14 protein-coding genes are annotated in these 18,984 nt (G+C 68.3%); 9 read left to right on the top strand and 5 right to left on the bottom strand.

The window, feature by feature from the left end:
- Window positions 1–600: a flavin reductase family protein gene (locus GBB76_RS02615; RefSeq protein ID WP_152301851.1), complete on the top strand. Its 600-nt coding sequence runs from the start codon at window positions 1–3 to the stop codon at window positions 598–600.
- A gap of 3 nt (window positions 601–603) precedes the next feature.
- Here GBB76_RS02615 and GBB76_RS02610 read toward each other — a convergent pair whose 3' ends face one another.
- Window positions 604–1,020, bottom strand: coding sequence for a type II toxin-antitoxin system VapC family toxin (locus GBB76_RS02610; protein ID WP_152301850.1), 417 nt, complete (start codon window positions 1,018–1,020; stop codon window positions 604–606).
- 1 nt (window position 1,021) lies between these two features.
- On the bottom strand, window positions 1,022–1,216 hold the full coding sequence (locus GBB76_RS02605) for a hypothetical protein (protein ID WP_152301849.1): 195 nt from the start codon (window positions 1,214–1,216) through the stop codon (window positions 1,022–1,024).
- An 837-nt stretch (window positions 1,217–2,053) separates the two neighbouring features.
- Between GBB76_RS02605 and GBB76_RS02600 the strand changes: the two genes are divergently transcribed.
- The 8 genes from GBB76_RS02600 (at window position 2,054) to sseA (ending at window position 15,611) form a co-directional block, all read left to right on the top strand.
- Window positions 2,054–2,752, top strand: a complete 699-nt coding sequence (locus GBB76_RS02600) for a L,D-transpeptidase (protein WP_152301848.1) — start codon at window positions 2,054–2,056, stop codon at window positions 2,750–2,752.
- A gap of 122 nt (window positions 2,753–2,874) precedes the next feature.
- Window positions 2,875–3,531, top strand: a complete 657-nt coding sequence (gene parA, locus GBB76_RS02595; RefSeq protein WP_152301847.1) for a ParA family partition ATPase — start codon at window positions 2,875–2,877, stop codon at window positions 3,529–3,531.
- A 1,354-nt stretch (window positions 3,532–4,885) separates the two neighbouring features.
- Window positions 4,886–6,892: an autotransporter assembly complex family protein gene (locus tag GBB76_RS02590; protein ID WP_202911155.1), complete on the top strand. Its 2,007-nt coding sequence runs from the start codon at window positions 4,886–4,888 to the stop codon at window positions 6,890–6,892.
- Window positions 6,892–11,160 carry a translocation/assembly module TamB domain-containing protein gene (locus GBB76_RS02585; RefSeq protein WP_202911154.1) on the top strand — a complete coding sequence of 1,423 codons (4,269 nt, stop codon included), beginning with the start codon at window positions 6,892–6,894 and terminating at the stop codon, window positions 11,158–11,160. Before GBB76_RS02590 ends, GBB76_RS02585 begins: the two co-directional genes overlap by 1 nt.
- A gap of 307 nt (window positions 11,161–11,467) precedes the next feature.
- Window positions 11,468–12,916 carry a deoxyribodipyrimidine photo-lyase gene (locus tag GBB76_RS02580; RefSeq protein WP_152301846.1) on the top strand — a complete coding sequence of 483 codons (1,449 nt, stop codon included), beginning with the start codon at window positions 11,468–11,470 and terminating at the stop codon, window positions 12,914–12,916.
- A 74-nt stretch (window positions 12,917–12,990) separates the two neighbouring features.
- Window positions 12,991–14,022, top strand: coding sequence for a cysteine synthase A (locus GBB76_RS02575; protein ID WP_152301845.1), 1,032 nt, complete (start codon window positions 12,991–12,993; stop codon window positions 14,020–14,022).
- The gene (locus GBB76_RS02570) at window positions 14,022–14,735 is read left to right on the top strand and encodes an alanyl-tRNA editing protein (RefSeq protein ID WP_152301844.1); all 714 of its coding nucleotides are present in this window, start codon (window positions 14,022–14,024) and stop codon (window positions 14,733–14,735) included. The genes GBB76_RS02575 and GBB76_RS02570 overlap by 1 nt, the downstream gene beginning before the upstream one ends.
- A 30-nt stretch (window positions 14,736–14,765) precedes the next feature.
- Window positions 14,766–15,611 carry a 3-mercaptopyruvate sulfurtransferase gene (gene sseA / locus GBB76_RS02565; RefSeq protein WP_152301843.1) on the top strand — a complete coding sequence of 282 codons (846 nt, stop codon included), beginning with the start codon at window positions 14,766–14,768 and terminating at the stop codon, window positions 15,609–15,611.
- A gap of 48 nt (window positions 15,612–15,659) precedes the next feature.
- Here sseA and GBB76_RS02560 read toward each other — a convergent pair whose 3' ends face one another.
- The 3 genes from GBB76_RS02560 to GBB76_RS02550 all read right to left on the bottom strand — a co-directional run bounded on the left by GBB76_RS02560 (window position 15,660) and on the right by GBB76_RS02550 (window position 18,983).
- Complete coding sequence (locus GBB76_RS02560; protein ID WP_162375458.1) at window positions 15,660–16,691, bottom strand: acyltransferase; 1,032 nt, start codon at window positions 16,689–16,691, stop codon at window positions 15,660–15,662.
- A 102-nt stretch (window positions 16,692–16,793) separates the two neighbouring features.
- Window positions 16,794–17,591 (bottom strand): amino acid ABC transporter ATP-binding protein, encoded by a 798-nt coding sequence (locus tag GBB76_RS02555; protein ID WP_152301841.1) that lies wholly within the window; start codon window positions 17,589–17,591, stop codon window positions 16,794–16,796.
- A 15-nt stretch (window positions 17,592–17,606) separates the two neighbouring features.
- Window positions 17,607–18,983 carry an amino acid ABC transporter permease gene (locus tag GBB76_RS02550; RefSeq protein ID WP_152301840.1) on the bottom strand — a complete coding sequence of 459 codons (1,377 nt, stop codon included), beginning with the start codon at window positions 18,981–18,983 and terminating at the stop codon, window positions 17,607–17,609.
- Between the last annotated feature and the right edge of the window lies 1 nt (window position 18,984).

Genomic DNA, 18,984 nt, shown 5'->3' with positions numbered 1-18,984 from the left:
ATGTTCTACGAGCCGGCGCGACGCAATCACGGCCTGCCGCACGATCCCATCAAGGCCATCGTGGCGCCGCGCCCCATCGGCTGGATCTCGACGCTTTCCGAGGACGGGGTGGCCAATCTGGCCCCCTATTCCTTCTTCAATCTGGTCAGCGCCCAGCCGGATATCGTCGCCTTCTCGAGCGATGGCCTGAAGGACACCGTGCGCAACATCCTCGCGACGCGCGAATTCGTCTGCAATCTCGCCACGGTCGAACTCATCGAGGCGGTGAACCTCACCTCCAAGCCGATTCCGGCCGGCGAAAGCGAATTTGACCTCGCCGGGCTCGCCCGCGCGCCCTGCCGTATGGTGAAGCCGCCGCGCGTCGCCGCCGCGCCCTGCGCCCTCGAATGTGTCTGGATTGACACACTCGAACTGAAGGACCGGCACGGCGAACCGGCCGGAAGTCACCTTACGCTGGGTGAGGTGGTGGGGGTGCACATCGACGAGACCTTCATCGAGCACGGCCTGCTGCGCACGGAACGGTTGCACCCGCTCGGGCGCGACGGCTATTTCGACTATAGCTGGGTCGACGCCGTGCGCTCCCTGCCCCGGCCGCGCTGACCCTCAGCAGGCGACGGCCTGCACATTCCCCGACTCCGCATAATCGAGCAGAACCCGGTCGCGCGTCATCAGCCGGTACCCCTGGTCGCGCGCGGTCGCGATCAGAATGCGGTCGATGGGATCGCTCGGCGGCATGCCCGGCAGGAAGGACGCCGCGATCAGCGTGTCCGCCGTCAGCGCGGTGACACTCACCCCCGGCAGCGTGCTCAGCGCCGCGAACCACTTCGCCGGATCCATGGCCAGGCGGATCCGGCCCTGATGCACCAGCACCCCGATCTCCCAAGCCGTTACCGCCGAGACCGCGATCGGGGTCCCGCGCAGCCGCGCCTCGATCAGTGTGCCGCGCGCCTCGTCGGCGATCGGGGCGCCCTGGGCGATCCAGACCGCTGCGCAGGTGTCGAGCAAAAGCGGCAGTCCCATGTCACTCCTCCACCGTCCAGTCGATGCTCACCGGCTGGGTGAGATCGGTGCTCGGCTCGACATGGATCGTGCCCCTGAGCCCGCCGAAGAGCCCCGCCAGAGGCGAGCCTGTCGAGGCCGATGCCGGCCGCGCCGACGCGGGGTCGGCGGCGACATTTGGCAGGTGCCGAGAAAACACCAGTTTTCGACCGACCATATCGACTTCCTCGCTTCGGAAGCCTGCGGACAGCCAAGCCTTGGTCATAACACTGTTTGTTGGGTTGTTACTCCACCACGCCCGGTGATTGAACGCCGATTGTGGAAGTCGCGTGCCAACAATCCGCTCTATGTCATCGAAAGACATGGAGATTCGTGGCTGCGTCCGACTGGACAGAAACGTCGTCAAGGCACTGTACTTTGACATAGGCACACCCCCCGATGTACCGAAACACTACCTGCTGGAACAATAACATTGTTACTGGTAAATGCATATCCCAATCACGCCGAGTCAATTCCGGCGTGATGGCGGTATCTTGACACCCCGCCCGCATCACCCTCGCGCCTCCCGGCGACGATCAGCCAGATCGGCACGAGACCCAGGATCGGGCGCCCATCTCACCGCCCGACACATCTACCTGGATACCGGAAGTCGCCGCGAAACAACAGTACTGACGGTGCAGCAACATGAGTGTTGGTGTAACTACGTCGACAACTCACGGCTACGACTGTTAGGGGTTTTTGCTCACCTTATAAATGATGCCTAATGGGCTGATACCACGTATTATTTTGGCAAAAATGTTCCGCTTCTGGCGCCGAATTCCGAAATACCGATTCGACATTCACTGCGCGATAGTTTGCGATACAGTCACTACGGCGCGCAATTTAGTACATGCGCTTGGGCATTAACGTTACCGGCTGCCGGCCCTTCGGCCCGACATCGCACGCCTACCCTCCTCTGCGTCCGACGCGACTCATTATTCACGCGTTTGACAACAGGTTGTTTACCATATCCGCACTAATATTCAGCGTATGAACGCGTTGGGGCTTGTCACTGATGTTGGAATTTGATCGTCGCGCCGCGCTCGCCCTCTCCCTGGGGGCGTTTGCCCTCGCCCTGGGAGGGTGCAAGCGGACCACTACGGCCAGCGCACCGCTGACCCCGATCGCTCCGGTGACGGCCTATGCGCCGGTCGGCGCCTATGGCCCCGTGGCCGACAGGTTCCCAATCGCGGGGGTCGATACCGCCGAGATCGACCCCGCCTATCTGCGACGCGAGGTGGCCTATGTGACCAGCCAGCCGCCGGGCACCATCGTCATCGATCCGCGCGAGCACTTCCTCTATCTGGTCCAGCCCGGCGGCACGGCGATCCGCTATGGGGTCGGTGTCGGCAAGGAGGGGTTCGGCTGGTCGGGCACGGCGACCATCAACTCCAAGCAGGAGTGGCCGGACTGGTATCCGCCCAAGGAGATGATCGAGCGGCGACCCGACATCAAGGCGCAGCTCTCCCAGCTGCGCAGCGGGCAGGGGGTGGCGGGCGGACTGTCGAATCCGCTCGGCGCGAGGGCGATGTATCTCTGGCAGAACGGCAAGGACACGCTCTACCGCATCCACGGCACGCTCGAACCGGAGACCATCGGCACCAATGTGTCGTCCGGCTGCATCCGCATGATCAATCAGGACGCCATCGACCTCTATAACCGCATCCCCGTCGGGACGAAGGTGATCGTCCTGGGTGGCGCGGCCGCCGCCTGACCGTTTTCCGGCATCGACGCACTGCACCCATCGGTTGTATCGCCGACATCCCGGAGAGCCGCTCTTTCTACTGTTGCCTTTGAGACACGGTTATTTTTCTGAACTCTCTGGAGGCGTTTTCGATGAGTGGTATTATTATCACAATTGCCCAGCAGAAGGGTGGCTCGGGGAAAACCACCCTCGCGGCGCATCTCGCCGTCGCCCTCGCCCATCACGCTGCGGAACGTGGCATTGGCCGCGTCGCCCTGCTGGACTGCGATCCGCAGGGAAGTCTCGGCGAGTGGTTCGAGACGCGCGAGAGGACGCTCGGTGAGGACGGCACCGGATTTACCTTCCGCACCGCTTCTGGCTGGGGTGCGCGTCGCGAGGCGCGCAGCCTGGCGCGCGATTTCAGCTTCGTGGTGATCGACACGCCGCCGAAATCGGATGTGGAATCCCGTCCGGCGATCGAGGTCGCCAGCCTGGTCGCCGTGCCGGTCCAGCCCACGCCCATCGACCTCTGGGCGACGCAGCCGACACTGGAAATGATCGCCAAGGAGGGAAAGCCCTCGCTTCTCGTCATAAATCGCGCCCAGTCGCGCTCGGCGCTCACACAGGAGATCAGCGAGGCCATTCGCGCGCTGGGGCATCCTGCTGCTCAGACCCGCCTCGGCAACCGGGTGGCGTTCGCCGCCAGCATGGGTGAGGGGCTGACGGTGGTCGAGACCGCTCCCGGCTCGAAGGGCGCGCTTGAGATCGAGGCGCTGGCCGCCGAAATTCGCCAGTTTCTCGACGTCTGACCCACACGGCGCCTCCTGCGCCGACCGTCCGCGCGACAGCCGCCGCCGCGCAGTGCGGGTCGGTCGCGTGCGGGCCGAGGCTTTGAGGCGCAACGCCTTGCGCGCCGGGAGTTCGTAGCCCTAGGCTTGCCCGCCAAAGGTTGCGGACAGGAAGCGTGCGGACCAGGGGTGCACGCGACTGTTCTCCCATGAACTAGCCTCCGGCGATCCGGCTACGCGAATGGCGAAACGCCTTCGCGAATCCCCGATTATCCCGCGCATCCCCGCCTCAAGCCGGCTTCTCGCGGGTATCGGCACGACGCCGAAGCCGGCGGGATGACGCCGTGGCGGATCGGCTCGGAAGAGACGCCGCGCGTTGGAGGCTGATGCCCGGCGAGGAGGGCGACGAGTTTCTCGTTGTGGGCGGGCGTCCTGCGACCCTGTGCAGCGCATGCGGAAAGTCCAGCGCCGCCGTGCTGGCCGGAATATTCACGGAAGGCGGATTTGTTCGCGGAAAATCGGGAGCGACGCGGGCAGGGCCGAAGGCGCGGGCAGGGTGGAAGGCGCACTCCAGACCGTCTCGGACGACACCCGGAAGCGCTCCCAGGCGGAAAAGCCGACCCGACGGACCGTGCCCCGCCCTTCTCTGGAACCCATGCCGGCGCTCCCGTTGAACCGGCACCCTCGAGGCACAGGCCGGCTCGACCGGCATCGGCCTGAGCCGACAACACCACGCGTCTCGAGTAGCCGCACATGCCGCGCGCCGTCCATCGGCACGCCTGCGGACGCGACGCTTACGGGGCGAACCCGTGCCGCCGAGGCCCCGCGACTAAGATCGGGCTGAGCCGGCAACACACCGCGCCTGCGGCAGCGGTGCACGCCGGGCGCCGGCCATTGGCGGGCCTGCGCCCCCCAAGCCAACGGGCGGACACATCCAGCGCGCCGCGCCGCTGCACGGGCACGGACGACAGCGCCGGATGTTGAGGGGTTGGTCCGGGGGAAATCACCAGGCGCGCGCCCCGCACAAACCCTGATGGGCCGCCGCGAATGCCCCCGAGGGGCTCGGCGTAGGCGCAGCGGATGTCTGGCGGCGCCGATGGCGCGGTTCCGGGCGCCCGGCGGGGTGCGCCGCACCTGAGGTAGCGACACCGCCGCCGGGGCGCGTGCCGGTTGCCTTCCGGTAACCTTGCGGCAGCGAAACTTCGCATGCATCCTCCCTTACGGTTGACGCAGGCACCCGCGCGCGGCAATCAGTGAGGGCGCTTTCCTATTGGCAAGCCAGCACAATCGGTCGTGACGTCGATGGCGCGGCCTCATCGGAGACCGCCTCCCGCGAGGGCCCGGCCTCCGGGGACCAGCAGACGGAGGGCACTTATTGGCGGGCCGATGGGAGACAGATCGTCTGCGCCCGCTGCCCGCTCTGTTGCTGGCGGTGGTGCTTCTGGTCGTCTGTGCCCTTCCCGCCTCCGCCCAGCTCTTCGGCGGCACGGAATCCGCCGGCGCGGACGGCTCCCAGCGCGGCGGCCTGTTCGATCCGCTGCTGAACCTGTTCAACCCGCAGCGCACCGCCGACGCCGGCCCGCCCGCTCCCGACGCCACGCCCTACACGGTGACGATCGAACTCGCCGGCGGCGACAGCGCGCTGCGCGACAGCGTGGAGGCGGCGTCCAATCTTGAGCGGCTACAGGCACGGGCGCCAGCCGGCGCAGCCGGCCTCGTGCGCCGCGCTTTGGCGGACCAGCGCGACATCAACGCCGCGCTCTATTCCGCCGGCTATTATGGCGGCCTCATCCGCATCACGCTGGCTGGCGTGGCGCCTGACGCGCCCGGTATTTTCGAGCGGGTGGAAGCCGCCCGCCGGCAGGGGCCGGTCCCGGTGCGGATCGACATCACGGCCGGGCCGCTGTTCCATTTCGGCCGTGTGGCGGTGTTTGACGCGACGACCCGCCAACCGTTGCCGGACGCGCCGACGCTCAGGCGGCTGCGCCTCCTGCCCGGCGAACCGGCGCTCGCGACCTCGGTGGTCCGGGCCGAAGGCGCCCTTGTCGACCACTGGCGCCGCCTCGGCCACCCCTTCGCGCGCATCGCCGCCAAGGACGTGACCGCCGATCACGCCACCCGGACGCTGGATGTCACCTTCTACGTGGCGCCCGGGCCTTTCGCGACCTTCGGCCGTTTCACCGTGTCGGGGGCGGATTTCCTCACGCCGGGCTTCATCGAGGAACGCATCGAGATCCCTCCCGGCACGCCCTATTCGCCGGAGACGCTCGACCGGCTGCGACGGCGCCTGCTCGAATACGAGTCCATCGCCAGCGTGCGCATCCACGAGGCCGACCGCCTCGACGCCGATGGCAGCCTGCCGATCCAGATCGAGGTCGCGGCGCGCAAGCCGCGCTATGTCGGCTTCGGCGCCAGCTATTCCTCCACCGACGGTTCGGCGGTGAATGCCTATTGGGGCCATCGCAACCTTTTCGGCGGCGGCGAGACGCTGCGGCTCGATGCGCAGGTGTCGTGGTTCGGCGAGCGTTCCGAGGCGGTGCCCGATGCCGACCCGTTCGGCTACAAGATCGCCGCCTCCTTCACCAAGCCGGGCATCTTCACCGCGCAGGACGATCTCGTCGCGCAGGCCGCCGTGCTGCGTGAAGTCACGAACGCCTATGTGCGCGAGGCCGCGACGCTGCTCGTCGGCGTGCGTCACCGCTACAGCGACGAGTTGAGCCTGCAGGTGAGCCTCGACCTCGAACAGTCGCAGGTGGAGGACAGCACCGGCACCGGCGATTACGGCATTGTCGGCGTGCCGTTCGAACTGACCTACGACAGCACCGACAGCAAGCTCGATCCCTCGCGCGGCTGGCGCGTCCTCGCCACGGTGGAGCCCTTCGCCCATCTCGGCGATGCCGGCGCCGGGCCAACCCTGTTCAAGGGCACCGTCTCGACCTACCACGCATTCGACGAGGAAAAGAAACTCATCTTCGCCGGGCGCATGGCCGCCGGCAGCATCATCGGCGCCGGGCTCTACGACGTGCCGCCCCAGCGCCGCTTCTATGTCGGCGGCGGCGGCTCGCTGCGCGGCTACGAGTACCAGTCCGCGAGCCCGCGCAACGACGAGGGCATCATCATCGGCGGCCGGAGCTTCTTCGAGGCGTCGCTGGAAGCCCGGCTGCGCGTCACCGACACGATCGGCATCGTGCCCTTCCTCGACATGGGCTCAGCCTTCGCCTCCGAATGGCCGGACTTCGACGGCATGAAATACGCGGCCGGCATCGGCCTGCGCTACTATACGGCCATCGGGCCACTGCGCCTCGATGTCGCCTTCCCGCTGAATCCGGGCCCCGATGACGGGGATTTCGGCGTCTATGTCAGTCTGGGGCAGGCTTTCTGATGAAACGCGCGCTTCGCCCTCTCCTCCTGCTGCTGCTCGTGCTGGCACTGCTGCCGGTGCTGGCCTTCGGCGCGTTGCAGACCCCGCCCGGCCGCGCCCTGCTGGCACGGATCGTCTCCTCGGCCGCCTCCACGCCGGATCTCGCGGTGACGGTGAGCGGCATTGGCGGGCTCATTCCCTTCGACATCCGCGCCGCGCGCATCGAGCTTGCCGATGCTCAAGGCCGCTTCGCCGGTGTCGACGCCGCCGCGCTCGACTGGCGGCCGACCGCCCTGCTCGCCGGCCGGCTCGATATCCCGCGCCTTTCTGCCGCCCGCGTCGAGTTGCTCAGGCGGCCGGAACTGCCGCCCTCGCCGGATTCCGCCACCGGCGGCACGTCATGGGGTCTGCCCGTGCGCGTCGATGCGCTCGAAATCCCCGAAATCGTGCTGGAAGAGCCCGTGCTCGGCCATTCGGCGCGGCTGTCACTCACCGGCTCGGCCGATCTCGCCTCGCTGGCGCAGGGCGTCTCGCTCCATTTCGCGCTCGACCGGCTCGACGCGCCCGGAAACCTCTCAGGCTCGGCCACATACGCGCCCGAAAGCGGGCGGCTCGACCTCGACATTGCCGGCCAGGAGCCCGCCGGCGGGCTGATCGCGCGCGCCGCCGGCTTTGACGGCCTGCCCGAGATCGCCGCGACGCTGAAAGGCGGCGGTCCGCTCGACGCCTGGGACGGCCAGTTCCGCCTTTCCGCCGGCACGCTCGCGGAAGCCAGCGGCGCAGCCGGAATCCGCGCCGTCACCGGCGGCCGCCGGCTCACCTTCGCGCTCGACGCCGACATCGCCCGGCTGCTGCCGGCCGATATTGCGCCGATATTCGAGGGTCGCGCCGAATTCGCCGGCGCTGGGACGATCGACGACGCCCGGAATGTCACCGTCGAGAAGCTGACAGCACGCGCCGCCGGTTTTCAGGCGATGGCCAGCGGAACCATTGATTCAGCCGGCAAACTAAATGCCACCTACGACGTGACCGCGAACGACGCGGCTCGATATGTCGGCCTGTCGCAAGGCATTGCGTGGAAAGGGCTTCGTGCCGCGGGAACGGCAAGCGGCGCCGTTAATCAGCCGGCTATCAATGCAGAGATAACCGCCTCCGGCATCACCGGAGCGGGCTATGGCGCGGCATCGCTGAACGCGACGCTTCGCACCGTGCCCGATTCGTCGGGACGCCTCAATCTGACCGTCGACGGTACCGCGACGGGGTTGACCGCGCAGGATCCGCAGGTGGCCACCGCGCTCGGAACCTCCGGCCGGTTCAGCCTGACCGGCACCACCGATCCGCAGGCCGTCCCGGCCGCGCAGGCGGTCACCGTACAGGCGGCGACGGTCGAACTGACGGCCCTCGAGGCGCGTTTCACCGGCGAGGCGAGCACGCAGGCCATCGACGGCGACCTTTCCGTCCGGCGGCTCGACCTTGCCGCTTTCGCCCCCCTCGCCGGCCGCCCGCTCGCCGGCAGCGCGACGCTGGAGGCGCGGCTGTCCGCCGCTGCCGATCTTTCCCGCGTCAGCGCCAGCGTTCAGGGCAGCGCGCAGGGGCTGGCGACCGGCATCGCGCGGCTCGACGCGCTGGTCGGCTCGTCGCTGCGTGTCGACGGCGCCCTCGCCCGCGATGGCACCAACGCCGTATCGGTACGCGATCTCAAGATCGACTCGCAGGGCCTTTCCGCCACCGTCAACGGGCGCATCGCCGCCGATATCGCCGACCTTGCCGCCCGGCTGACGCTGGACGACCTCGCCCGCCTCGACCCGCGCCTCGGCGGCGCGCTGGATGCCGACGCCACCTTTTCCGGCACCGTCGACGATCTCGGCGTGAAGGCACGCCTGCGCGTGCCGCAGGGCGTCGCCGAGGGCCGTCCCGTGCGCGATCTAGCGATCGACGTGACGGCCACCGACATCACCGGCGCGGCTTCCGGCAGCTTCACCCTTTCCGGCGAGGTGGCCGGCAAGCCCGCGCGCGGCGCCGGCGCGCTCGCTACGCAGGCGGACGGAACGCGCGCGCTGTCCGGCCTCGATATTGCGATCGGCTCGGTCACGGCGCGCGGCGACGTTGCGCTCACGCCCGACAACCTCGCAACCGGCCGGCTCACCGTCGCCGCCGGCGATCTTGCCGATGTCGCCGCCCTTGCCCTGACGGAGATGGCCGGCCGGCTCGACGCCGATGTGACGCTCTCGGTCGCCGAGGGGCGGCAGGATGCCGCCATTCGCGCCACGGCCGCCAATTTGCGCGCCTTCGGCCGCTCCGTGACCTCCGCCACCGTCGACGGCACCGTGCGCGACGCCCGCGGCGTTCCGATGCTGAACGGCACGGCGGATCTGCGCGCGCTGGACCTTTCCGGCCTCACGGTGGAGACCGCCTCCCTGCGCGCCAACGGAAACGCCAACGGCACCGACCTGACGCTGGACGCCGTGGCACAAGGCACCACGTTGCGGGCCGGCGGAAGGCTGGAGCCACGCCCGGACGGCGCCCGGCTGCGGCTCGACCGGCTCACCGCGACGCGGGGAAGCCTCAGTGTGGCGACCAGCGCGCCGGCCACCTTCACGCTGGCCTCCGGCACGGTGAGCGTCGACCGCCTCGCCCTCGCCGCCGGCGGGGGAAGCGCGACGATCTCCGGTTCCGCCGGTGCGGCGCTCGACCTCTCGGCCGATCTGCGCGCCCTGCCCCTCGCGCTGGCGGGACTGGCCGGCAGCGACCCCGGCCTTTCGGGCACGCTCAGCGGCACGGCGCGCATTCGCGGCACCCCGCAGACCCCGAACGGCACCTATGATCTGCGCATCGCCCGCCTCAGCAGCCCGGATCTCGCCGCCTCCGGCGCCGGCCCGTTCGATATCACGGCGACCGGCACGCTTGCCGACGGGCGCGCCGCGCTGCGCGCCAGTGTCACCGGCCAGCATCTCCAGGGCTTCACCGTCAACGGCTCGGTGCCGGTGGGGGCCGGCGATCTCGATCTGGCGCTGCGCGGCGCCGTCAATCTCGCCATCGTCAATCCGCTGCTCGCCACCACCGGCTCGCGGCTGACCGGCACCGCCACTGTCGACGCCACGCTGCGCGGCACGGCCGCCGCGCCACGGGCGGGCGGCACGGTGCGTGTCTCGGGCGGACGCTTCGACGATGCGGTGAACGGCGTCGCGCTCGACCGCATCGAGGCGCTGCTGACCGGCACCGACCGCACCGTCACCATCTCCAGCTTCAGCGCCCGCACCACCAATGGCGGCAGCGTGACGGGGCGCGGCAACATCGCGCTCGATCCCGCCGCCTTCTATCCCGGCCGGATCGATCTCGACCTGTCGAACGCCGCGCTGGTGAACAGCGACCTGATGCGCCTCGTCGCCGAGGGGCGGCTGGGGTTGGAGGGTGCCTTTCTCAACGGCCCGCGCCTCACCGGCCGGCTCGTGCTGCGCGCGCTCGACATCAACGTGCCGGACCGCTTCCCCGGCGGCGTGCAGAACCTGAACGTCCGCCACGTCAATGCGAGCGGCAAGTTCAAGAAGCTCAGTCCTTCGGTGAACCGGTCGGCGCCGGCAAGCCGCAGCGGCATCGCCCTCGATCTCGCGCTCTCGGCGCCGAGCAACAATGTCTTCGTGCGTGGCCTCGGCATGGAGGCCCAACTCGGCGGCGAACTGAAGCTGAGCGGGACCACACGGGCGCCGGTGGCGCTCGGCGGTTTCGAACTGCGGCGCGGCACCTTCGATTTCGGCGGCCGCCGCCTCACCTTCTCGCGCGGACGCGTCACCTTCACTGGCACGACCGTACCCGAACTCGACTTCGTGGCGGAAACGACAAGCACGGACATCACTGCGCAGCTTCTCATCTCCGGCCCGGCCTCGCGGCCCACGGTGAGCTTCTCCTCGACACCGACGCTGCCGCAGGACGAGGTGATCGCGCGCCTGCTGTTCGGCCGCTCCGCCGGCTCGCTCAATGCCGGCCAGGCGCTCCAGCTGGCGCAGATCGCCGCGCAGTTTTCCGGCGGTGCCGGCGTGCTGGAGAATCTGCGCCGCTCGCTCGGCGTCGACAGCCTCGACATCGGCGCCAATGCCGAAGGAACCGGCGGTCAGATCGGCGTCGGCCGCCGGATCAACGACAACATCTATCTTGGCGTGCGGCAGGGCACGACGGCGGGATCGAGCCGGGTGACGGTGGATGTCGACGTGACCAAGAACATCCGCCTGCAGGGTGCCACGGGCGCCGACGGCTCGGCCGAGGTCGGCATCGGCGCCCAGTGGGACTACTGACGCAGTGGGATTGCTGACGCCTCAGACCGCCGCGCCGACGCCGTAGCGCGCCGCCGGGCGGCTGAGCGGAGGATGAGGTCGTAGCCGCGCCGGGCGAGGCGCTCCGCATAGACCCGCTTGAGGCGCCGGTGACGACGGCGGTCCCGGGGGACAAGACGGCGTTCATGTTGCCCCCTGTCGGCCGATGTACCGAACCTGTTTCGATGATGCTTATCATTGTTAAGTACCGGCAGGGTTTGGCCAGTGTCCGTGATCCTCGTTGGGAACGTTCGCGTAGGATAGGGCGCAACGTCATGGTGGACCGATCATGCCCACGCCTTCCCAGCACCCTGCCCTCGTCTGGCTGCGCGACGACCTGCGCCTTGCCGACAATCCGGCCATCGCGGCGGCGCGCGCGTCCGGCCGGGCGCTGGTCATCGCCTATGTGCTGGACGAGGAAAGCGCGGGCATCCGGCCGCTCGGCGGCGCCGCGCGCTGGTGGCTCGGGCGCTCGCTGGCGGCGCTGGGCGCGGAGATCGCCGCTCTGGGAGGGACGCTCGTGCTGCGGCGGGGGCCGGCCGGTGACGTCATTCCCTCGCTTGTCGAGGAGACCGCCGCCGATGCCGTGTTCTGGAACCGGCGCTATGGCGCGCCGGAGATCGCCCTCGACCGCGCACTGAAGGCCGGGCTCGCCGACCGGGGTATCGCGGTGGAGAGCTTCAACGCCGCGCTGCTGCATGAGCCGTGGACGGTGAAGACGCAGGCCGGCGGCCCCTTCCGCGTCTTCACGCCCTTCTACCGCAATGCCCGCCAGCAGGAGGTGAGCGTGCCGCGCCGCGCCGAGGGCGAATGGCGTTTCGCGAAGGCGCCCGACAGCGAGCGTCTCGACGACTGGGCGCTGGAGCCGACGGCCCCGGACTGGGCCGGCGGCCTGCGCGAAAGCTGGACGCCCGGCGAGCGGGGCGCGGCCGCCCGGCTTTCGGACTTCATCGATGAGGGCCTTACCGGCTATGCGCTGGGCCGCGACCGGCCCGACCGGCCGCATGTCTCGCGCCTCTCCCCGCATCTGCGCTTCGGCGAGGTCTCGCCCCGGCAGGTGCTCGCTGCCATCCGTCATGCCGGTGATGCCGGCCTTGTGCCCGGCCAGGACGTCGAGAAATTCGTCAGCGAACTGTACTGGCGCGAGTTCAGCTACCACCTGCTGTTCCATTTCCCCGACATCGGCCGGGAGAACTTCAACCGCAGCTTCGACGCCTTCGCATGGGAGCCCGACGCCGTGCTGGAGACGGCATGGCGGAAGGGCCTGACGGGCTACCCCATCGTCGATGCCGGCATGCGCCAGCTCTGGCAGACCGGGTGGATGCACAACCGGGTGCGCATGGTCGCGGCCTCCTTGCTGATCAAGCACGGTCTTACCGACTGGCGCCGGGGCGAGGACTGGTTCTGGGACACGCTGGTCGACGCCGACCCCGCCAGCAACCCGGCGAGCTGGCAGTGGGTGGCGGGATCCGGCGCCGACGCCGCGCCCTATTTCCGCATCTTCAACCCCGTCAGCCAGGGCGAGAAATTCGATCCCGACGGCGCCTATGTCCGCCGCTTCGTGCCGGAACTCGCTCGCCTGCCCGCGTCGCTCATCCACAGGCCGTGGGAGGCACCCGCCGAGGTGCTGCGCCGGGCCGGCGTCTCGCTGGGCGAGACCTATCCGCGCCCCGTCGTCGACCACGCGGCGGCACGGGCGCGGGCGCTCGACCGATTTGCGCGCATTCGCGGGAATTGACGCGCAAGCCGGTTGCCGAGCCGGTAGTGGCCCACTAACTTCGTGGACCTTTCGGGCAGGGCAGCAGAAGAACCATGGACATCCGCAACGGTCTCGTCGAGGCGATCGGCAATACGCCGCTCATCAAGCTCCAGCACGCCTCGCAGGCCACCGGCTGCACGATTCTCGGCAAGGCCGAGTTCCTCAATCCCGGCCAGTCGGTGAAGGATCGCGCCGCGCTTTTCATCATCCAGGACGCGGTGGCGCGCGGCGAGCTGCGCCCCGGCGGCGTCATCGTCGAGGGCACGGCGGGCAATACCGGCATCGGCCTCGCCCTCGTCGGCAACGCACTCGGCTTCCGCTCGGTGATCGTCATCCCCGAGACGCAGAGCCAGGAAAAGAAGGACATGCTGCGGCTCGCCGGCGCCACGCTGGTCGAGGTTCCGGCGGCCGCCTACGCCAATCCGAACAACTATGTGAAGGTCTCGGGCCGCCTTGCCGAGGCGCTGGCGGCGAGCGAGCCGAACGGCGCGGTGTGGGCCAACCAGTTCGACAACGTCGCCAACCGGCAGGCGCATATCGAGACCACCGGCCCGGAGATCTGGGCGCAGACCGGCGGCAAAGTCGACGGCTTCGTCTCGGCGGTCGGCACCGGCGGCACGCTGGCGGGCACCGCGATTGCGCTCAAGGCCCGCAACCCGGCGATCCGCATCGCTCTGGCCGACCCCTTCGGCGCGGCGCTCTACAGCTACTACACGACCGGCGTGCTCAAGTCGGAAGGCTCCTCCATCACCGAGGGCATCGGCCAGGGCCGCATCACCGCCAATCTGGAGGGCGCGCCGATCGACACGGCCTACCAGATTCCGGACGCCGAGGCGGTGCAGATCGTGTTCGACCTGCTGGAGCATGAGGGACTGTGCCTCGGGAGTTCGTCGGGCATCAACATTGCCGGCGCCATCCGTCTCGCCCGGGAGCTTGGCCCCGGCCATACCATCGTCACCGTGCTTTGCGATTTCGGCACGCGCTACCAGTCGAAGCTCTTCAACCCCGCCTTCCTGCGCGAGAAGGGCCTGCCCGTGCCGGGCTGGCTGGAGCGCAGCGTGGACATTCCGAACGTGCTGGTCTGATGGCAACGATCCTGCTCTTCCGCGACGACGCCTACCAGAAGGAGACGACCGCCGTCGTCACCGAGCTGACGGCGGAAGGCGGCATCGTCACCGACCGCACCGTGTTCTACGCCTCCGCCGGCGGGCAGCCGGGCGACCGCGGCGTGCTGGTGCGGGCGGATGGCCGCGAGATCGCCATCGAAACCGCCATTTACGGGCCGTCCAAGGTCGACGTCGTCCATGTGCCGGCGGCCGGCACGGAGTTGCCCGAGCCCGGCGAGGCGGTGACGCTGCGCCTCGACTGGCCGACCCGCCACAAGCGCATGCGCATGCACACGGCGCTGCACCTGCTCTCGGTCGCCCTGCCCTACCCGGTAACGGGCGGTTCCATCGGCGAGGAGGAGAGCCGGCTCGACTTCGACATTCCCGACGCCGGGCTCGACAAGGACGCGATCACCGCGAAGGTGGCGGAAATGATCGCCACCGGCGCGAAGGTGTCGGAACGCTGGATCACCGACGAGGAGCTGGACGCCAATCCGGGGCTGGTGAAGACCCTTTCGGTCAAGCCACCGCGCGGCACCGGGCGCGTGCGCCTCGTCGAGATCGCCGGGATCGACCTGCAGCCCTGCGGCGGCACGCATGTGCGCTCGCTCGACGAGATCGGCGCGGTGCAGGTGACGAAGATCGAGAAGAAGGGCCAGCAGAACCGCCGCGTGCGGCTGGCCTGGGCCTGAGGCGCCACGCACGCGGCCGGGAAGTGCCCCATGACCGACAATAACCGTTTTGTCTCGACCGACTGGCTCGCCGCACATCTGGGCGAGCCCGGCCTCGCCATCGTCGACGGCTCGTGGCACATGCCGGCCAGCGGCCGCAAGGCGCGCGAGGAATACCGCGCCGCCCACATACCGGGCGCGGTGTTCTTCGACGTCGACGCCGTCTCCGACGCGTCGAGCGGCCTGCCGCACATGCTGCCGGGTGAGGCGCAGTTCGCGCAGGCCGCCGGTGCGCTCGGGCTGACCAATGACTCCACCATCGTCGTCTACGATTCCGTCGGCCTGTTCTCGGCCGCGCGCGTGTGGTGGACCCTACGCGCCTTCGGGGCCAAGAACGTCTTCGTGCTGGATGGCGGCCTGCCCAAATGGCTTGCCGAGGGCCGCCCGACCGAGGCCGGGGATGCCGCGCCGGCGCCCGCGACCTTCGCCGCCCGGCTCGACCGTTCCCTCGTCGCCGGCATGGCCGATGTCGCGGCGGCCAGCATCGACGGCACGGCGCAGGTGCTCGACGCCCGCTCGGCCGAACGTTTCAGCGGTGACGCGCCAGATCCGCGTCCGGGCGTGCGCCCGGGCCACATTCCCGGTGCCCGCAACCTGCCCTTCAACGCGGTGGTGAAGGACGGCCGGCTCGCCGACCCGGCAACGATCCGCGCCGCCGTCGAGGCGGCCGGCATCGACACCGACCGCCCCGTCATCACGAGTTGCGGATCGGGCGTGACCGCCGCCATCCTCTGGCTGGCGCTGGACGCCATCGGCACGCCGCCCGCCGCGCTCTATGACGGCTCATGGTCCGAATGGGGCGCCTCCGACCAGCCGGCGGCCATCGGTCCCGCCTGACGGCTCGCGCCATCCCCGGCTCAGTAAAGGCGCACGGCGCGGCCGGGCTCACACGCCCGCCCGCTGCCTCTGGCGGAAGATGAGACGACCCGTGACGGCCATCAACGGCCGCTCCATGAGCGCATAGGCCAGCACCCCGGCTGCGAGGGTGACGAGCGTGGCGAGGGCTATCGCGAGATCGAGGGATAGTGCCGGCATCGTCTTCAGGACGACCTTGAACACGGCCGGTATCGTGAAGACCTGCACCAGGTAGAGCGAATAGGAAGCGTCGCCGAGGAAGCCGAGGCAACGGCCGACCGGCCCGATATCCGGCCAGCGACGATTGAGCATCACCGCCGCCCAAATGATCAGCGACGCCGGTATGCCCGCGACGATGAGCGAATTCCAGGGATTGTCGAAGAAAACGAGCGCCGTCGCCCCGAGAATGGCGACCAGGATGATGCCCGGGACCCGGCGCTGCTCCAGCCACATCGCGACGCTCACGCCATAGACGAATTCGAGCAGATAGGAGCGCGTCAGGAACATGAGCACCCAGGTCTTCTCGCCGGGATCCAGCATGGTCCCCGCCGCGACGCCTACGGCGAACAACACCGCTATGCTCACCCAGATGAATCGGGGAACCGCCAGCATGCAGAAGAAGATGAGGAAATAGAACAGCATCTCATATTCGAGCGACCAGCCGACATAGATGATCGGCATGCGGTCGAACAGGAACGACATGAAGAAGAACGACGACAAGATGAACCCGCCATCCATCCACGACAGCGACCGGAAGATAGCTGGAGACAGAAAGCCGATGAACAGGAAGGCCGCCGTCAGCACCCAGTAAATCGGAACAATCCGGCGGATTCGGTGCGCAATGAACAGCCACGGATCGACATTCGGCTTGTTGCACGAATGAAACATGATGAAGCCGGAGACGACGAAGAACATATCGACGCCGACGTCACCATGTCGAAACAGGCCGAACCACTCCGTGTCCTGCCCTCGCAGGTAGGTTTCGCCTGTACCTATCGCATGAAAAACGACGACGGAAAGCGCGGCCGCCGCTCGCAGGAACTGGATATAGACAAGCTTCATTGAGACATCCACGCCGGGCCCCGGCTGCCGCGCGGCGTGCCGGAAGCACGCTTTATCGCGGCTTCCGGCATGTGGACGCATGCGAGTGGCGGCCGGTCCCGCTTAGTGCAGGATCTGGCTCAGGAACAGCTTGGTGCGCTCGTGCTGCGGGTTCGAGAAGAACGCGTTCGGCTCGTTCGCCTCGATGATCTGACCGGCATCCATGAAGATCACCCGGTTGGCGACCTGCCGCGCGAAGCCCATCTCATGGGTCACGCACAGCATGGTCATGCCTTCCTCGGCGAGGCTCACCATGGTCTCCAGAACCTCCTTGACCATCTCGGGGTCGAGGGCGGAGGTCGGCTCGTCGAACAGCATGATCTTGGGCTTCATGCACAGGGCGCGGGCAATCGCCACGCGCTGCTGCTGGCCGCCCGAGAGCTGACCGGGATATTTGTTGGCCTGCTCGGGAATCTTCACCTTCTTGAGGAAGTGCATCGCCAGTTCCTCGGCGTCGCGCTTGGGCATCTTGCGAACCCAGATCGGCGCCAGCGTGCAGTTCTCGAGGATGGTGAGGTGCGGGAACAGATTGAAGTGCTGGAAGCACATGCCGACCTCGCGGCGGATCTCGTCGATCCGCTTGAGATCGTTGGTCAGCTCGATGCCGTCGACGACGATGGAGCCCTGCTGGTGCTCCTCCAGCCGGTTGATGCAGCGGATCATGGTCGATTTGCCCGAGCCGGACGGGCCGCAGATGACGATGCGTTCACCGCGGTGAACGCGCAGATTGATGTCCTTGAGCACGTGGAACTCGCCGTACCACTTGTGTACGCCGACCAGCTCGACGGCGACTTCCCGGCTCGGCGCCGTGTGCACTGCGGGGAGCTCGTCGCTCGGCACGATCGAATGGGTATCCGACATGGGTTTTCGTCTCCGTCAGCGCCGGTGAGATGTGTTGAGGCGCCGCTCCACGAACAGGGAGTAGCGCGACATGCCAAAGCAGAAGAGGAAGTAGACCAAGCCCGCAAAGGCGAAGCCCGTATAGAGCGTCACCGGCGAGGCCCAGTTGGGATCGGTGAAGGAGGCGCGAAGCTGGCCGAGGAAGTCGAAGATCGACACGATCAGCACCAGCGTGGTGTCCTTGAACAGGCTGATGAAGCTGTTCACGATGCCCGGAATGACCAGGGTGAGCGCCTGCGGCAGGATGATGAGCCGCATCATCTGGCTCCAGCTCAGCCCCATCGCCATCGCGCCCTCGTACTGCCCCTTCGAGATCGCCTGCAGGCCGCCGCGCACCACCTCGGCCATGTAGGCCGCCGAGAACAGGGCGACGCCGACCAGCGCCCGCAGCAGGGCGTCCGGGTTGGTGCCCTGCGGCAGGAACAGCGGCAGCATGTAGGTGGCGAAGAACAGCACGGTGATGAGCGGCACGCCGCGCCAGAACTCGATGAAGACCACCGAGAGCAGCCGCACGATCGGCATCTGCGAGCGCCGGCCGAGGGCGAGCAGAATGCCGAGCGGCAGCGAGGCGACGATGCCCGTCACCGCGATGACCAGCGTCACCAGCAGGCCGCCCCACTGGCGGGTCTCCACATATTCGAGCCCGAAGTCGATATCCCAGACCAGCACCAGCGCGCCAAAGGCGAGGAACACCCAGAGCGTGGTCCGCGCCGCCCCCGTCCCGCTGCCGCCGAGCAGCGCCAGGAGGCCGCCGACCAGCGCCGCCACCGCGACGGCGGTCAGCACGTAGTCGACCCAGAAAGTAGCGTTGACGCCGGCGACGGTCACGTCGCCGACCAGGGCGTGGATCAGGCCGAAATGCTCGAACAGGAACGCCGAGGCGTCGATGTTGCCGCCGGTCAGCAGCACGAAGGACACGACCGGATAGAGCACGAAGAACAGCAGCGAGTTCAGCCGCTTGAACGGCCAGCTCGGCACCAGCAGCGGCACCATGAGGAGAATGCCCGCCGCGAAGACGATGTCGGGCCGCCAGCGCTGGTCGATGGGATAGAAGCCGTAGATCAGCTGGCCGAACTTGGCATGGATGAAGGGCCAGCAGGCGCCGACATCCGGCCCGAGGCAGGCCTCGCGGTTCTCGCCGGTCCACACCGCGTCGATGATCATGAAGCGCACGAAGGGGGGCACCACCCAGGCAACCAGCAGGATGCCGCAAATGGTCAGCACCGTATTGAGCACACTGGAGAACAGGTTCTCCCGCACCCAGCCGACGACGCCGATCTGACGGCGCGGCGGGGGCAGCGGCGCCACCAGGTCGGTGCGGATGAAGGTGCCGTCGTCGAAGGTCAAGCTCATG

Source organism: Ancylobacter sp. TS-1 (assembly GCF_009223885.1).
GTDB lineage: Bacteria > Pseudomonadota > Alphaproteobacteria > Rhizobiales > Xanthobacteraceae > Ancylobacter.
This window is presented reverse-complemented; position numbering and strand designations above follow the sequence as displayed.

Excerpts from the sequence above, each read along its gene's own strand:
- GBB76_RS02615 (WP_152301851.1), top strand. The coding sequence starts at position 1 with ATGTTCTACGAGCCGGCGCGACGCAATCACGGCCTGCCGCACGATCCC.
- GBB76_RS02610 (WP_152301850.1), bottom strand. The coding sequence starts at position 1,020 with ATGGGACTGCCGCTTTTGCTCGACACCTGCGCAGCGGTCTGGATCGCC.
- GBB76_RS02605 (WP_152301849.1), bottom strand. The coding sequence starts at position 1,216 with ATGGTCGGTCGAAAACTGGTGTTTTCTCGGCACCTGCCAAATGTCGCC.
- GBB76_RS02600 (WP_152301848.1), top strand. The coding sequence starts at position 2,054 with ATGTTGGAATTTGATCGTCGCGCCGCGCTCGCCCTCTCCCTGGGGGCG.
- parA (WP_152301847.1), top strand. The coding sequence starts at position 2,875 with ATGAGTGGTATTATTATCACAATTGCCCAGCAGAAGGGTGGCTCGGGG.
- GBB76_RS02585 (WP_202911154.1), top strand. The coding sequence starts at position 6,892 with ATGAAACGCGCGCTTCGCCCTCTCCTCCTGCTGCTGCTCGTGCTGGCA.
- GBB76_RS02580 (WP_152301846.1), top strand. The coding sequence starts at position 11,468 with ATGCCCACGCCTTCCCAGCACCCTGCCCTCGTCTGGCTGCGCGACGAC.
- GBB76_RS02575 (WP_152301845.1), top strand. The coding sequence starts at position 12,991 with ATGGACATCCGCAACGGTCTCGTCGAGGCGATCGGCAATACGCCGCTC.
- GBB76_RS02570 (WP_152301844.1), top strand. The coding sequence starts at position 14,022 with ATGGCAACGATCCTGCTCTTCCGCGACGACGCCTACCAGAAGGAGACG.
- sseA (WP_152301843.1), top strand. The coding sequence starts at position 14,766 with ATGACCGACAATAACCGTTTTGTCTCGACCGACTGGCTCGCCGCACAT.
- GBB76_RS02560 (WP_162375458.1), bottom strand. The coding sequence starts at position 16,691 with ATGAAGCTTGTCTATATCCAGTTCCTGCGAGCGGCGGCCGCGCTTTCC.
- GBB76_RS02555 (WP_152301841.1), bottom strand. The coding sequence starts at position 17,591 with ATGTCGGATACCCATTCGATCGTGCCGAGCGACGAGCTCCCCGCAGTG.
- GBB76_RS02550 (WP_152301840.1), bottom strand. The coding sequence starts at position 18,983 with ATGAGCTTGACCTTCGACGACGGCACCTTCATCCGCACCGACCTGGTG.